12 protein-coding genes are annotated in these 16,675 nt (G+C 36.8%); 5 read left to right on the forward strand and 7 right to left on the reverse strand.

Annotated features, from left to right (window positions below; genetic code table 11):
• The first annotated feature begins 9 nt into the window (after positions 1 to 9).
• Together CQA66_RS00585 and pseB are read left to right on the forward strand one after the other, a co-directional pair.
• Entirely contained in the window at positions 10 to 1,569 is a 1,560-nt protein-coding gene (locus CQA66_RS00585; protein WP_104762547.1) for a Mur ligase domain-containing protein, read from the forward strand.
• Between the two features lie 32 nt (positions 1,570 to 1,601).
• Positions 1,602 to 2,594 (forward strand): UDP-N-acetylglucosamine 4,6-dehydratase (inverting), encoded by a 993-nt coding sequence (pseB, locus tag CQA66_RS00590; RefSeq protein ID WP_104762548.1) that lies wholly within the window; start codon positions 1,602 to 1,604, stop codon positions 2,592 to 2,594.
• A gap of 256 nt (positions 2,595 to 2,850) precedes the next feature.
• Here the strand turns inward: pseB and CQA66_RS00595 are convergent, their stop codons facing one another.
• On the reverse strand, positions 2,851 to 3,189 hold the full coding sequence (locus CQA66_RS00595) for a histidine triad nucleotide-binding protein (RefSeq protein WP_104762549.1): 339 nt from the start codon (positions 3,187 to 3,189) through the stop codon (positions 2,851 to 2,853).
• A 135-nt stretch (positions 3,190 to 3,324) separates the two neighbouring features.
• Between CQA66_RS00595 and pheS the strand changes: the two genes are divergently transcribed.
• Together pheS and pheT are read left to right on the forward strand one after the other, a co-directional pair.
• Entirely contained in the window at positions 3,325 to 4,317 is a 993-nt protein-coding gene (gene pheS, locus CQA66_RS00600) for a phenylalanine--tRNA ligase subunit alpha (protein WP_459178015.1), read from the forward strand.
• Positions 4,317 to 6,731: a phenylalanine--tRNA ligase subunit beta gene (pheT, locus tag CQA66_RS00605; protein WP_104762551.1), complete on the forward strand. Its 2,415-nt coding sequence runs from the start codon at positions 4,317 to 4,319 to the stop codon at positions 6,729 to 6,731. Before pheS ends, pheT begins: the two co-directional genes overlap by 1 nt.
• 236 nt (positions 6,732 to 6,967) lie before the next feature.
• On the opposite strand, the gene rsmH is transcribed toward pheT, so the two are convergent.
• The 3 genes from rsmH to CQA66_RS00620 all read right to left on the reverse strand — a co-directional run bounded on the left by rsmH (position 6,968) and on the right by CQA66_RS00620 (position 11,100).
• The gene (rsmH, locus tag CQA66_RS00610) at positions 6,968 to 8,569 is read right to left on the reverse strand and encodes a 16S rRNA (cytosine(1402)-N(4))-methyltransferase RsmH (protein WP_158656998.1); all 1,602 of its coding nucleotides are present in this window, start codon (positions 8,567 to 8,569) and stop codon (positions 6,968 to 6,970) included.
• Positions 8,570 to 8,574: 5 nt separating this feature from the next.
• On the reverse strand, positions 8,575 to 9,963 hold the full coding sequence (locus CQA66_RS00615) for a MiaB/RimO family radical SAM methylthiotransferase (protein WP_233707690.1): 1,389 nt from the start codon (positions 9,961 to 9,963) through the stop codon (positions 8,575 to 8,577).
• A 75-nt stretch (positions 9,964 to 10,038) separates the two neighbouring features.
• Positions 10,039 to 11,100: a flagellar basal body P-ring protein FlgI gene (locus CQA66_RS00620; RefSeq protein ID WP_233707679.1), complete on the reverse strand. Its 1,062-nt coding sequence runs from the start codon at positions 11,098 to 11,100 to the stop codon at positions 10,039 to 10,041.
• A 189-nt stretch (positions 11,101 to 11,289) separates the two neighbouring features.
• On the opposite strand from CQA66_RS00620, the gene CQA66_RS00625 reads away from it, so the two are divergent.
• On the forward strand, positions 11,290 to 12,276 hold the full coding sequence (locus CQA66_RS00625; RefSeq protein ID WP_104762554.1) for a divergent polysaccharide deacetylase family protein: 987 nt from the start codon (positions 11,290 to 11,292) through the stop codon (positions 12,274 to 12,276).
• Positions 12,277 to 12,413: 137 nt separating this feature from the next.
• On the opposite strand, the gene CQA66_RS00630 is transcribed toward CQA66_RS00625, so the two are convergent.
• From CQA66_RS00630 to gabT, 3 genes are all read right to left on the reverse strand, one after another.
• On the reverse strand, positions 12,414 to 13,670 hold the full coding sequence (locus tag CQA66_RS00630) for an aromatic amino acid transport family protein (RefSeq protein WP_104762555.1): 1,257 nt from the start codon (positions 13,668 to 13,670) through the stop codon (positions 12,414 to 12,416).
• Between the two features lie 105 nt (positions 13,671 to 13,775).
• Positions 13,776 to 15,221 (reverse strand): NAD-dependent succinate-semialdehyde dehydrogenase, encoded by a 1,446-nt coding sequence (locus tag CQA66_RS00635; protein ID WP_104762556.1) that lies wholly within the window; start codon positions 15,219 to 15,221, stop codon positions 13,776 to 13,778.
• On the reverse strand, positions 15,218 to 16,474 hold the full coding sequence (gene gabT, locus CQA66_RS00640; RefSeq protein WP_199770425.1) for a 4-aminobutyrate--2-oxoglutarate transaminase: 1,257 nt from the start codon (positions 16,472 to 16,474) through the stop codon (positions 15,218 to 15,220). The genes CQA66_RS00635 and gabT overlap by 4 nt, the downstream gene beginning before the upstream one ends.
• Between the last annotated feature and the right edge of the window lie 201 nt (positions 16,475 to 16,675).

The following is a 16,675-nucleotide window of genomic DNA, read 5'->3' on the forward strand; positions in this document are numbered from 1 at the left end:
GGGTTATCAATGGATTTCATAAATATCAAAGTGCATGTTATAGGTATCGGCGGTATCGGCGTAAGCGGTTTAGCGAGATTCCTTAAAGCACAAGGTGCGATTCTTAGTGGCTCTGATATTGCCCACACAACCATTACGAAAGGACTAGAACAAGAAGGAATAACCATTAATATTCCCCATGCAAAAGAAATTATTGCTGATAAAGACATCATTATCCATTCCGCTATCATTAAAGATTCTAATATTGAGATTCAAGAATCCAAAAGACTTGGCAAAATGATTCTCTCCAGAAAAGAGGCTCTAAAAATCCTCTTGAAAAACAAACAAGTATTAAGTATCTGCGCTGCACATGGGAAATCAAGCACAAGCGCAATTCTTAGCGCAATCATGAAAAACAGCGGCGCAATTATTGGAGCAATTAGCAAGGAATTTCATTCTAACGTCCGAGTGAGTACCGATAAATTACTTGTTTTTGAGGCAGATGAAAGCGATAAAAGTTTCCTGAATTCTAACCCCTACAAAAGCATAGTCATAAACGCGGAAGCTGAACATTTAGAAAGTTATGAATATAATTTTGAGAATCTAAAAAACGCCTATAAAGAATTTATTTGTTTAGCTAAGCAAGCGATTGTCAATATGGAATGTGAAACTTTGCAAGAAATCATAAAAAGTATAGAATCCACACAAAATAGCACGCAAACCTCTGCGCAAGATTCCCATAGTACAGACATTATAAAATTCTACCCTAGCAAAGATATTCGTGATATTTCTTATAGTTTGCAAGACAATCTCCCCTATACAAATTTCAGTTTGCGTGATTTGGGAAGATTCCAAGTCTATGGTATAGGCTTACACAATGCAATTAACGCAAGTCTAGCAATTCTTAGCGCGCTTGATATTATACCTCTTGCAACCATCAAAGAAAATTTATTGAACTTCACAGGAATTAAAAAGAGATTTGATGTTTTGCAATATTTCATGCGAGATATGAATGTTTCAGATTCTGATACTTTCACTCTTCAAAACATACAACAGCCAGCACAAAATGCCACACAAAAAGAACTTGACTTTTCTACACAACAACCTTGCATTATCGATGATTATGCGCACCATCCCACAGAGATTAAGGCTACCTTAAGTGCCGCGAGAATCTATGCGGATTTACTCTACAAACAAGCTCATGCGCATATCATACCGCAAACAAAGGATACTATTTATCACAACTATGATACCCACAATAACAAACATCGTTTGCGAATCACTGCTATTTTTCAACCGCACAAATATTCACGATTGCGAGATAACCTAGAAGACTTTAGAACATGTTTTACTGATTGTGATTCTCTTGTGATTTTACCCGTATGGGCGGCAGGAGAAGAAAAAATCGATTTTGATTTTGCAAAACTCTTTAGCCATTATCAGCCTATTTTTGCAAAGAGAATCCAACGTATAGGCAAACAAATCGCGCTAATTAACAATCAAGATTCCTTGATGGATATACTCGATAGTGATATTATCATCGGACTTGGTGCTGGCGATATTACCTATCAATTACGAGGAGAAAAATAATTCTTCATTCATTTAGATTCTAAGGGACAGATATGCTTAATGATAAAAATATTCTTATCACAGGTGGAACAGGAAGCTTTGGCAAAAAGTTTGTAGAAATTGCGCTAAAGAACTATAAGCCTAAAAGACTCATAGTTTATAGCCGCGACGAGCTCAAACAATATGAAATGGCACAAGTCTTTAATCACAAATGTATGCGTTATTTCTTGGGTGATGTAAGAGACTATACGCGATTAGAATCTGCATTGCGAGATGTAGACATTTGCATTCATGCTGCGGCACTCAAACATGTTCCTATTGCAGAATATAATCCGATGGAATGTATCAAAACCAATATTTATGGTGCAAGCAATGTTATCGAAGCCTGTTTAAAAACAGACGTCAAACAAGTCATCGCTCTCTCAACCGATAAGGCTGCTAGTCCGATTAACCTCTATGGTGCTACAAAGCTTTGCAGCGACAAGCTTTTTGTCAGCGCAAATAATATCAAAGGAGATAAACCCTCAAAATTTAGTGTTGTTCGATATGGCAATGTGATTGGCAGTCGAGGTAGTGTTGTACCATTTTTTCGGAAATTAGTCAGCGAAGGAGCGACACAATTGCCCATTACAGATAAAGAAATGACAAGATTTTTTATCTCACTTGATACTGGGGTACGCTTCGTAATCAAAAATCTCGAGCGAATGCACGGCGGGGAAATTTTTATTCCCAAGATTAAAAGTGTTAGAATCACGGATTTAGCGCATGCCATAGCACCTAAAGCTAGCTTTACAATTATCGGCAAAAGGGCTGGGGAAAAGCTACATGAAGTGATGATTAGCGAAGATGATTCTCATCTCTCTTATGAATTTGATGATTTCTTTATCATTTCACCTAGCATTATGTTTCAAAAGGCTATTGATTATTCACAAACATTACTTGGCGAAAAGGGTGAAAAAGTTCCTCCGCATTTTACTTACGCTAGCAATACAAACACGCAATGGCTAGATAAAGATTCTATTTTGCGAGAATTAGAATCTTTATAGCCCTTTGTCGCAATGCAGTTGCAATAAATGTAGATTCAAGATAATATCTGTAATAGATTCTTTCTTAATGCGAAAGAAATGCAATTTACGCCGCTTAACTCTTTAGCCTATTCCCAATTAAACTTAGACGCTCAAAGAATCATCGCTTAATTGTAGTTTGTAGGTTTCCGTTTAAGTGCGAGTCCTACTCATTGAATATAGCCAAACGCATTAACGACAAAAGAAACGGTTGGTTATATGTGTCGTAAGACTATTCTTAACCAAAGTGTGCATCTAATTTCTTTTTAGCCAACAAATGAAAGTGTAAATGCGGCACTTCCTGTCCGCTATCTGGTCCAATATTTGTAACAAGTCGATAACCGCTCTCTCTTACTCCCAATACATCAACAACGCGCAAAATAAATTCGCTCATCGCACCCATAAGCTGCGAATCCACTCCATTAAAATCCTTGACCCATTTTTTGGGAATGATAAGAACATGCACGGGTGCTTTTGGTGCTATATCATGAAAAGCTAAAAAATCAGAATCTTCTAAAACAACTCTTGATGGAATCTCTTTATCTACAATTTTCTCAAAAATAGTTTTCTCTCTCATAATATTCCTTCTTAATATAAATTATTTCCAAATCGTCTAGTGTCTATACCATTTTATCAAAAAATAGCAGTTTTTGGATAAAATTAACTCTTTAAATATCCATAAGGAAAGACTATGCAACAACAAATAGCATTGATAGAAGATTCTCTGAAACAACTTCACATGGTGCAAGATAAAGAATCCTTAGAATCTTTACGCATTTCGCTTATAGGCAAAAAAGGCTTAATCACGCAAGCCTTTGCGCAATTAACAAACATAGACAAAGATTCTAAAAAGCAAGTTGCCGCACAAATAAATCAACTAAGAAAAACTTTTGAACAAGATTTTGCAAGAAAAAAAGAAGAAATAACATTAAAAGAACTAGAAATACGGCTTAAAAAAGAGAAAATTGATAGCAGTCTCTTTCGAGCCAACGGATTCACAAGCAACGGACATCCTCTCTCTCAAATGCGCGATATGATAGTTGATTATTTCGTAGAGCTCAATTTTTCTTTGCAAGACGGTCCTCTTATCGAAGATGACTTTCATAATTTTGAAGCACTCAACATGCCAAAATTTCACCCTGCAAGGAATATGCAAGATACTTTTTATTTTCGAGATTCCATGTTGCTTAGAACACATACTTCTCCTACGCAAATTCGCACTATGCAAACTAGCGAACTGCCCATTCGTATGATTTGTGCAGGACCTACTTTTCGACGAGATTACGATGTAACACATTCTCCTATGTTTCACCAATGCGAAGGGTTAGTAGTAGAATCTGGGGATCACATAAGTTTCGCTCATCTGAAACATATCCTAGAAGATTTTGTCAAATATATTTTTGGAGAAAATATCAATGTACGCTTTAGATCCTCATTTTTCCCTTTCACTGAACCTAGTGCTGAAGTTGATGTGAGCTGTATGTTTTGTGAAGCAAAAGGTTGCAAAGTCTGCTCACATACAGGATACTTAGAAGTATTGGGATGTGGAGTTGTAGATGGCAATGTCTTTAAAGCCGTAGGGTTAGAAGGAGTAAGCGGTTATGCTTTTGGCATGGGTATCGAAAGATTGACTATGTTGAAATGGGGAATTAATGATTTACGCAGTTTTTATGAAACAGACTTAAGAATTTTGGAGCAATTTTAATGATAATTACAAGTGAAGTTCTCTCGCAATTTATTGCAATAAACGAAATTGATACGACAATTCTCGCAAAAACGCTCAATACTATCGGATTAGAAGTTGAAAAACAATACTTTATAGAGATTCCTAAAAAAGTCATCGTAGCAAAGATTGTAAAAAAAACGCAACATCCAAACGCCGATAAATTGAGTATATGCGAGGTGGATACAGGAAAGGAAGTGCTACAAATTGTCTGCGGTGCAAAAAACGTCAGTACGAATCAATTTGTAGCACTTGCACTAGATGGAGCAATGCTGCCTTTTAGTAAGACAGACCCTAAAAGCAACTTTACAACCATTACGCACAATGAAATACGAGGGGTAATGAGCTACGGTATGCTATGCTCTAGCACAGAACTAGGCTTACCTCAACTCAATGATGGAATCATGGAATTGGATTCGAGCATTGGAGAATTGATTCTAGGAAAAGAACTATCCGAATATAATATTTTTCAACAATTTGTTATGGAATTAAGTATCACGCCAAATCGCGGGGACTGCTTAAGTGTATTGGGCATAGCAAGAGATATAGCGAGTGTTTTTAACCTTATCATCACAAATATTACTGCCAAAGAACCCAATATAGCATTGGGCGTAGGTAGATTTCTGCAAGTCGTGCCAAACGGTGATTTACACTCTTCTCTTATGTATCGTATTGTTGAAATTAAAGAATCTTATACGCCGCTATTTATCGCACTCACACTTGCTATCATAGGGAAATATAAAAACGACTTTATGGCTGATTTACTTGAATACGCAAGCTATATGAGTGGCGTACTATTTAACGCGTATCCTATGGATTCTAAACAAATCTCTCATAACGCAACGGAAGCAAAACTGATTATCCAACATAATGAAGAGGGACTAGAAAGCGTCTATGCCGAAACCAAAGATGGTAATAATTCCCACGCATTGCATGCACTTAGTGTAATAGGCGTTGCTCCTTACCACATAGAATCACATAATTACCCTAGAACTTTTATTCTTGAAGCAAGCTTCATCGAGGCAGAAGAAATCGCTATTAAACTTTATGGTAAAGAAAAAGCTCGCTTTGACGACAACACTATGCAACGTTCCACACATGGAAGTAACCCGAACTTAGAAGTAGGAATGAATATCTTATGCGCTACTCTCAACAAACTAGATTCTATGTTATATTCAGGTACGCAGGAAATAAGCAGAAGCGACGAACCTACAAATATCCATATTACCTTTAGTTATATCTGCGATTGTATAGGCAATACAATTTCTAAAGAGGAAATCGCCTTTATCCTTAAACGTCTGCATTTTAGAATCCAAGCCACTTATGATGAAAATTTTTTTATTGTGCAACCGCCAAATTTCAGAAATGACATTAAAAATCGACAAGACATAGCAGAAGAAGTATTGAGACTTTATGGCATTGATAAAGTTGTGCCAAAGAATCTAATAATTTCCCCGACCAATCAGAGGACGCAAGCCTATAAAGATTATATTAAAATACGTGATTTGCGTAAAAAGGCTCTTGCACATGGTTATATAGAATGCGTACATTATCTTTTTGATGATTTAGCAAAGCTAGAAGATCTTGGGTTTGAGACACTTAAACCAGAAAAGGCGCTACTTAATCCTATCACGACAGAGCTTAACACATTGCGACCTTCTCTTTTGCCGCATCTTCTTGAATCGATTCACAAAAACAAACAACTCGGTTATGAGGCAATCAAACTTTTTGAAATCGGTTATGTTTATGATTCAGACAGGAAGCCTTCATTGCAATTAGCGTTGATGATAAGTGATTTTTCCGCTGCTCCAAGCTATCCATATCCAAAAGGCATAGAACCAGATTTCTATACTTTCGCACAGCAAATCAACAATATTATTGGAAATTTCACATGCAGTAATATTGCACAATCTTTTATTAAAAATAAGCTTATTCACCCTTATCAAAGTGGTAATGTCATTAAAGACAATGAATCCATTGGTATCATCTCTAAGCTTCATCCAAATATCGCTAGACATTACAAACTTGATTCTGTCTTTTTTTGCGAAATCAACCTTTCGCTTTTGCTGCATAAAATAAGCCAACACAAACAAGCAAAAAACTTCTCAAAGTATCAAGCCAATAAGCGCGATATAACGATTTTAATTGACAAAAATATCAGTTTTAATGCGATTCGCACTGAAATAGAACATACGTTAAGAGAAGAACAAATAGAAATTATAAAAACCTTTTATCCCTTAGATACTTTTACTGAAAATGATTCCTTATGCGCTCTTAGCATTCGTTTTGTATTCCAGTCTATGTCTGGCACATTAAACGAATCGCAAATGCAAAATGTATTAGAGAAACTTTTAGATAAACTAGCAGCAAAATTTCAGATTACCTTGAAAGTATAAGTTCTAAGAGAATATAAGAATCCAATTTCCTATAAGAATTGTGAAGAATCGCATTCTAGTTCCAAAGCATGATTGATACAAGAATGCAACGAAATATAATCGCTTTAATACACGCTTGACTTTGTATCAAACAAATTTCAACAATGGCAATTTTCATGTTTGTTTCTTTTCCTCTCCTCTTTTCCCTAAGAAATGAAGAAACAACCTTGCACTATCTAATCAGGTATTTAAAAAAATTAGAAAAAATAAAATGCTCGTAATTTTGCACTTCTTGACCTTGGGTTATTACGTATTTCTTCATGACTTGCAACTAAAGGCTTTTTATAGAGAATCACACCTTTTGCGTGATTGTTGCCACATTCGCATTTCATGCTATCCTCTGCGCAAATACAGCTTTTAGCCCACTTTTTCATAGATTCTTTTATCATTCTATCCTCCAATGAATGAAAAGAAATCAAACACACTATAGCTTTACGAATCTTGCTGCAAGATTCTAATAGTTTTGCTAATTGCCCTAATTCATCATTAACCTCAATACGTAACGCCTGATAAATCAAAGTAGCGGGGTGAATCCTTTTTTTGCAAGAAAGTTTAAGCGCAATGTTTTGCAAAACTTCGCCTGTAATCCTGCCCTTTTGTCGCGCGCTGACAATCAAACTTGCAAGTTTTTTATAAGAAGCAATTTCCCCGTAATCACGAAAAATCCTCTCTAAATCATAGCCACTATAAGAATGAAGAATTTGTGCAGCATGCAAACTTTGTGTTGTATCCATGCGCATATCGAGCTCTGTCGCTTGAAAATTAAACCCTCGATTAGTGCAATCAAACTGATGAGAGCTTACTCCTATGTCTGCGAGAATACCTTTGAATTTATTAGGATACAAGTCGCAAATTTCCAATATTTCAGGTAATGCGCTAGCAAAATCCCCTTGATGTAAATAGATTCTGTTAGGAAATGTTTCTTGCAACGACTGATTGGCATTGATTGCTTCACTATCTCTATCAATACCAATAATACTTATATCTTGATAACGACTAAGAAGAGCACTGCTCATTCCACCAAACCCCAATGTACAATCAATAATACACGAAGTAGAGTCTGCGATGAATTGTTGTATCGTCTGTTTATTGATATTGCTTTGCATAGAATCAACAAAGGAATGTTGAGCATTACACGATGAAAGAGAGAGGTTATCGTTCGCTATTTTTGACGGATAAGAAAGTTGCATTTCAGAAAAAACAGAATCAAATGTGTGTAAAACTTCTTGCAAAAGCACGGGAACATGCACCTCAAATTGTGTAGAATCAAGTGGATTATCCTGCGATATAGAAGAAAGGGATAAATTAATTGGTTGTTCCTGTGTAGAGGGGAAATGGGCAATCTCTTGTGTTACTTGCGTTTTATTCAATAGAGAATCTCTATATCGCTCAAGAATGATACAAGCACTAAGACTATCAATTTGTCCATTTTTGCGCGCCTGTCTCCTTGCCTTATAGCCCCTATGCTGCAATCTCTCCTGTGCCTCTTTACTGCTATTTGATTCGTTGACAAAAACGATTTTTCCGTTAAATTCTATGAGATTCAAAAAACGTAAAACTTGGTTTTTTGTAATATGTGAAGAATCTGACAAAGTAGAATCTGTATTAGGCAATCCAACAACCAACAAAATTTCTTTTTCGTTTTTTTGATGAATGGAGTGCTCTTGTAAGATTCTAGCCAACTCTTTACTTGCTTGATGTTTGTTTGTACGAATAATTGGAGGTAAAGGTAAAGCGATTTCTCCAACAAGCTTGGCTACCCCGATACGTTTTGTACCAAAATCTAATCCAAATACCATTAGCATTACTTCAATACAAAGCTTTTAACAATATTGGCATTTACATAGTTAGATAATATGTAATCACTCGTTTCTATCCAATCACCTTTAGATAACTGATGTGATGATTCCATAATTCTATGCGGAATAAAAACACGATTAAAATACTGATCTAATCCTGTATAGCAAGATTCTATCATTTCATTGTCTTTGATTGTGTCGTGATGGCGACTTGCATGTGATATTTCCTGATGTGTGGATTCTAAATCCAGCTTATCAAATAATACTTGCTTTTGTCCATCAATAAGAATCTGTAACGGAATTTTTTGTTGCGCAATTCGCATTCGAAAATCTTTATTTTTTTGATTCACAATATTTTGAATAGTTTTTAGACGTTTTTTGGCAACTCCCCCATGAACAGATTCTAATTGTTCTTTATTTTGAGCAGATTTTGTCCCAACTCTAGGACTATAAATAAAAGGATGAATATGCGTAAGTGGCAACTTCTCTAAATTACATAAAGCCTCCGCAAATATTGCTTCACTCTCACCATAATGTCCAACAATATAATCCGTACCCAAACTAAAGCCCTTAGCCGCAATATGTGCAAACAACTCAAGGTCTCTCTCAAAAGTATTTTTGCGATTCATAATTCTTAGCATAACAGGACTTGTATGCTGCAAAGCTATATGTAAATGTTTTTCTAACTTTGGAAGACACAGAATCTGCAAGAATACAGAATCTATTTGGCTAGGCTCAAGCGAACCCAACCGAATCCGTTTAATGCCCGCAATATCATGTATCTTTGCAATAAGCTCTGCTATATGCGTACCCGTGTCTAGCCCATAGCTACCAATGTTTGTGCCCGTTAGGATAACTTCACTAATCCCATTTTCAGAAAGGATTCTTATTTGCTCTAAAATATGCGCTTGAGTAAAACTTCTTGCTACCCCACGCACGCTTGGGATAATGCAATAACTACATGAGAAATTGCACCCCTCTTGAATCTTAATAAATGCGCGAACCCTACCTACAATATTTGGCAAGATTACAGAATCTGTATGTTTATGCTTACTTTCCTTAGAGAGAAAAACTCTTTGCTGCGTAGAGAGGATATTTGAAATGTTTTCTTTATGGCTATGTGCAAAAACACTAAAAGCAAGGTTTTGCTTATAAAGAGATTCGCCTAAATGTTTGACACCGCAACCTGTAAAAATAACTTTTTTACCCAATAGACTATATTTCCTTGCATAGCTTCGCACTTCTCTATCTGCCTTATTGGTAACAGTGCAAGAATTAATCACAATAATATCAGCCTCCAAGGGCTCTTCTATTAAAGAATAACCCTTAAGACTGCTTATCATCACCTGTGTATCATATAAATTACTACGACAACCAAAAGTTTTAAAAAACACCTTTAGCAACTTAGTCCCTTAATTCAATATTATAAAACGTAGTATCTAAGCAACAATGCCTGCAAATATGGGCTGTCATAATACTTCAATATCTGCCGCAATAGCACCGCTTCTCTTCATGGTTTCAAGAATGGAAATGACACTTTGAGGGCTAGCACCTAACCTCTGCAATGCGCGAACAACACTCGCTACTGTTGGTGTTTTACCGTTACTACTTAATGTATTTGTTTTCGGATCAAGTGTCATAGAATCTATTGGAGTACTTTCATTATTGGTGTCAAAATCTCTCGTAATTTTCAATGTTAAATCACCGTGTGTAAGCACGATAGGTTGCACGCTAATTTCTAATCCCGAAACAATAGTGCCGGATTTCTCATCAATCACAATACGTTCTCTCGAAGTGTAAGGAATATCCACTTCTTGCACTAATGCCAAAAACTCTACCATACTAAGATTAGCTGGCTTGTTGATTTTTATAGTCCTAGAATCAAGGGCTTGTGCACTTGTGTCGCCAAATACTTCATTAATTTTGTTTTGTACCTTTATGGCATTTTGAAAATCAGACTTCTTAAGGCTTAGTATTGTGCTATTTTGATTTGCTAAACTAAAGCTTACTTCTTTCTCAATAGTCGCTCCACCATTGATTGTTCCACTTACAAGGCTATCTCCCTTACCTATGCTTATCGTGCCTTGTGCAACTGCATATATTTGCCCATCAACCGCATTAAGTGGTGTCATAATCAAAGTGCCGCCCTGCAATGATTTCGCATCGCCTATACTCGATATTTTTATGTCGATTCTATCCCCTTGTCTTGCAAATGGTGGTAATGACGCGGTTACCATAACAGCGGCTACATTTTTGGACTTAATATCATTCGCGCTTAATTTCACATTCATTGTTTCAAGCATATTCGCCATAGATTGCGCTGTGAATTGCGAACCTCCCTTATCGCCTGTCCCGTTAAGCCCAATTACAATGCCATATCCCATTAATTGGTTATCTCGCACGCCTGCTATATTGCTCAAATCTCCTATCTTTTCTGCCCAAACAATAGAGCTACAACAACCTATCACAAATATCGCTCTGCAAATAGAACGTATAAACTGCCATAGTTTGCCTGATTGTTTACTTCGCATTACAAATCCTTTTGTTGTTATCCTTAAATACACTTATAAAGCAAAAGAAATGCCAACTTATCCAATCGCTATGCTTGTCTTACAATAAAATTCCGATATATCATGATGATCTGTGTTTTTCCTAAAGAAAATTACAATGCCAATTTTAACCTCTTTAGCCTCACACAATTTCTTTCTTGAAGGGAGATAATGCAACAAGACAACTTTACAAAGTATCTCCTACTGCTATGTGCCCTATTTGTTATGATAGGAATTGTAGGCTTTGGTTATTGGCTCTACAACCAACAAGATACACAAAACAATAATTTTCTATTATCAGAATTATCGCAAATAAACCATACACAGCCTTTGATTGATTTGGATTACAAAGAAACTCAACCAACAAAATCCCCGAAAGATTCCATATATTCTAAGGATTCTCAAGAGACAATCATTCGTAACTTACCACCAAAACCGCAACACTCTGCGCAAATCAAGCCACCCATACAAGGCAATAAATCTATCAAGCCGAAAGTAGCAATTATCATCGACGATTTGGCAGTGCCAAAAGATATAGAATCATTTCGGTCCTTAGGCTTAAAACTAAATCTGTCTTTATTTCCCAAACATACCTTTAGCCAATATAATCCAGAAATTGCAAAAACACTTGATTTCTACATGATTCATCTCCCGCTAGAAGCAATGAATTTTAAACAAGAAAAAGTAAGAGTACTGCATACAGGAGATTCTCTAAAGGAAATTCAAAGCTATATTGCTACAATCAAACAGGATTTTCCGCGTCTAAAATATATCAACAATCATACAGGAAGCCGCTACACATCAAGTAAAAACGACATGCAAAAATTGCTTCGCGTATTGGATATGTATAACATTACCTTTGTAGATTCTAAAACTTCAACTAGCACAGTAATAAAAGATATCTATGCAACAAGGCAACAAATCTACTTGAAACGTGATATTTTTTTAGACAATCAATCTGATACGAAGTATATCGCCAACCAACTAGAAAAAGCATTGCATCTAGCAGATAAAAATGGTTTCGTAATTGCAATAGGTCATCCTAAGCAAGCTACTTTACAGGTGTTAAAGCAATACAAAAAGAGACTAAAACAACATTATGAATTAGTCTATATGAATGAATTAGAGGAATTTTTAAAAACAACACGTCGAGAATGATTCTAAAATGATTCCAACCTACCACGATTCTAGTCTGTCTAGTCTACTGCTGCAACTATATGATTTTTGATTTTATACTTCTATAATTTATACCTATTTATATCTGCAAATCTAAAATAGCACAAAGCAGCCTACTCTCATCCACCAATAATTTTCTCTAAGAATCCATATTTAGCGGCAATACTAAAAAGTGTCGCAAGTAAATATACGCAAATAATTGTAAGTTTTACAACCCAGCTTGTAAGAATATTCGGAACTTGCCAACCACTTTGCTGGTCTCCATACTTTCGTGCGTTTTGTAAAATAAGAATTGGGAAAAAGCTCAAAATTAATGCACCCACAACACCCGGCCAATACAAAGCATCGTCAATAGTGGCGACAAAATTAAACAATACAAGCACAAGAGGAGGCACAGCAACAAACAATAGAATCAAAAATCGAATTCGCAGATTATTATCTGCATCTTTATTAATCTGGTCAGCAACATTAGTAATAAACATACCACCAAGCCCCCAATAGGAAGTAAGAATCGCAAATAACCCAAAGAGATTAGCGATTACAAATGCCCAATCTCCAATAGCCCTACCCCAAGAAACAGTTACAACATTGGAAATATTTTGTAATCCTTCCAACACAATAGCCGACAAGGGCACAAGAGCCAACATACAAAAAGTAATTACATTGCCTAGAATTACGGCTTTGGGCAACATTTCTGGCTTATGTGAAAACCCACGTGCCATCTCTGGCACGATATATTGCGAAGAATAGACAAACACTACGGTATTAAAAATAGGGATAATAGCTACCCAATTCCAATGCGTCTCAAGAGCATTTGCAAAGTCAATATGCGCTTTAAAAAATGTCGAAACAATCAAAACTATAAGAATGACAAACATGATTCCAATGACTTGCTTCTCACCTCGACCAATAGCCTTTAATCCAAGCCAAAGCACACCAGCTGCAGGGATAAAAAAGATAATACTCCCCCATTTGTCAGGGATTCCAAATATTGCATAAATAATTTCTCCGCTTGCTTTTTCGTAGGCAATAAGTGCACCAATAGCGGTAACTGCGACAGATATAAACATAAGAATCTTTGCAATAGGACCAATATATTTAACAGATAAGCCCGTAAGTTGCAGATGATCTTTTGTCCGCAAACTTGCCTCTGCGATATAGAGCATTGTAATAGTCGAAAGAATCCCGCCAATTACCAACCAAAAAAGTAAGGGAAAGAATCCTGCATGTTTTGCAGTATGGGCAATACTTAAGATTCCAATACCAATATTCGTACCAACCAACATCGCCACACCCTCAACAAATGTAAGCTTTTTTGTTTTTGGATGTCCTTTAAGTTCTGAAATAAATTCTTGTTCTATTTCTTTGAGTTTCATAATTTATCCTTTTTAAATTACCTTGACGCTGCAGAGAGTTAATATTGCAATGAATATGCTTACTCTACAAAATAACCTTAACAAGAATTTATACTTGCATTTTCGTTAATCACTAAGATTTAAACAGACATACTTGATTTCCAGATAATCCTCTATTCCGTATTTTGACCCTTCTCTACCAAGTCCGCTTTGCTTCACGCCACCAAATGGAGCGACTTCCGTAGAGATAATTCCTGTATTAATGCCCACAATGCCGTATTCAAGCGATTCGCTAATTCTCCATTGTCTTGCCGCATTATTAGTATAAACATAAGCTGCCAAGCCAAATTCCGTATTGTTTGCCATAGCAATCACATCGCATTCACTTTCAAAACGAAATAATGGGGCTAAAGGACCAAAAGTCTCCTCTTTAGCAACAGCCATATCCTGCGTAACTCCTGTAAGAATCGTAGGTTCAAAAAAGCTAAATCCCTTTGAATGTGGATTGCCACCGCTTAGAATCTTTGCCCCCTTAGAAGTCGCATCGGCTATATGCTCTTGCACTTTTGCTACCGCCTTTGTATCGATTAATGGTCCTTGTGTAATGCCCTCTTGCATACCATTGCCAACCTGAAGCTTTTCAACTTCGGCTTTGAGAGCCTCTGCGACTTTATCATAGACTCCACTTTGGATATAGATTCTATTTGCACACACGCAAGTTTGCCCGCTATTTCTAAACTTCGATGCAAGAATGCCCCTGACAGCGCCATCAATATTTGCATCATCAAATACAATAAAAGGTGCATTGCCGCCAAGCTCCAAAGAAAGCTTTTTAATGGTGTTTGCACTCTGTGCCATGAGCTTTCTACCAACTTCTGTCGAGCCCGTGAAAGTAATCTTTTGGACAATATCACTCTCACATAAGGTTTTGCTAATCATTGAGGCTTTACCTGTAACGACCTGCAACACATCTTGCGGAATCCCCGCCCTATGTGCTAAAACCAACAAAGCATAAGCACTAAGAGGCGTTTGAGTAGCGGGCTTAACAATCATAGAGCAGCCAGAAGCTAGAGCGGGAGCGACTTTACGCGTAATCATGGCAGAGGGAAAATTCCAAGGAGTAATCGCACCGCACACGCCAATAGGCTGCTTCAAAACAAGAAGTTTTTGATTATGTTGTATGGGTTGGAGAATATCACCATCAATACGTCTACACTCTTCAGCAAACCATCGAATAAAATTCGCCGCATAGGTAATCTCACCTAAGGCTTCATTCAGAGGCTTTCCCATTTCTAAAGTAAGGATTTCTGCTAGAATCTGCTTATTTTTTAGCATTAAATCATACCATTGCAAAAGGATATTTGCACGTTCTAGTGGCAAAAGTGCAGCCCATTGCTTAAAAGCCACTTGCGACTTTTGAATCATTTCTTCTAATTCTTGCTCTGAAATATCATAAACAAAAGCTATATCTTCCCCTGTGGCAGGATTATTAACCGAAATAAACCCTTCTTTTTTTGTTAAAGAAACAAACTTATGCTCTAAAAGTGAGGAATGTGCGGATGAAAGGCTCATTTGACTGCCTCCGCAATAACTTCTTTAAGAATCTCCAAAGCTTTTTGAAATTGCGTTTCAGGGATAGTAAGAGGGTATAAAAAGCGAATGACATTGCCATAGCTACCACAAGTTAGCAATAATAATCCCTTTTGCATCGCGAGCATTTGGATTTTTTTGGTGATATTGCTATCGGGCTTATTGTCTCTAAAAAACTCTACTGCCACCATAGAGCCTAAGCCTCTTACTTCGGCAATCTCCTTATGTCCTAAGCCCTTAAGAAATTCTTGTAACCTATTACCAAGTGTATTTGCCTTCTCTAAGAGATTCTCTTCTTTAATGATTTTTAATACTTCTAACGCAGCAGTAGTGCCAAGAGGACTACCCGCATAAGTACCGCCCATACCACCGGGATTTATAGAATCCATAATCTCTGCCTTGCCTACAATCCCAGAAATAGGGAATCCGCCGCCAAGACTTTTTGCCATACAGATAATATCAGGCGAGATTCCAAAATGCTCCATAGCAAACATCTTACCTGTCCTACCAAAGCCTGTTTGCACTTCATCAGCAATAAGCACGATACCATAAGTATCAGCGAATTTGCGTAACCCCTCTACAAACTCCTTACAAGCAGGATTGAATCCGCCCTCACCTTGTACTGGTTCAAAAATAATAGCAGCAACATCATAAGGCGAAATGGAACTTCTACAAATATGCTCTAGGCTTTTTAGAGAATCTTCAACGCTTACACCATGTAATTTATTAGGATAAAGCCCATGATAGATTCCTACCATTCCTATGCCTATCTCTGCTTTATAAGGCACAACCTTGCCTGTCATACCCACTGCTGCAGCCGTCCTCCCATGAAAAGAGCCACCGAAAGCAATAACGCCATAACGTTTGGTGTGTGCCTTGGCTAATTTGATAGCATTTTCGGTAGCTTCGCCACCTGTGGTGAAAAAACAAGTCTTTTTCTTGCCATCTAGTGGTGCTAACTCATTAATTTGCTCGGCTAATTCAACATAGCTTTCATAAGGTGTTACTTGATAAGCCGTATGTGTGAATGCGTGAAGCTGCTTTTCTACTACTTGCAAAACTCTAGGATGACAATGACCAACATTAAGCACTGCAATGCCTGCGGCAAAATCAATAAACTCTCTATTTTGCGTATCCCACAAAGTCGCATTTTGTGCCTTTGTAGCAAACCAATCGCATAATACCCCAATCCCCTTAGGAGTAGCTTCCTCTCTGCGTTTATTTAAATCTTTCAAATGCAATCCTTTTACTTAAAATACCGCGCCACTAAACGCTTTAGTAATAAGAATAACACAATATAAAATGAACAAATGATAAATAAAAAGAAATTAGAAGAATTGCATGCAATATGTTACTTTTATAGACAAATTATTCCACATTTATAAATATTGGCTTGAATCTATTGGCAAGTACCGATAATAAAATAGTCATTTATT

The organism is Helicobacter aurati, assembly GCF_003364265.1.
Classification (GTDB): domain Bacteria; phylum Campylobacterota; class Campylobacteria; order Campylobacterales; family Helicobacteraceae; genus Helicobacter_A; species Helicobacter_A aurati.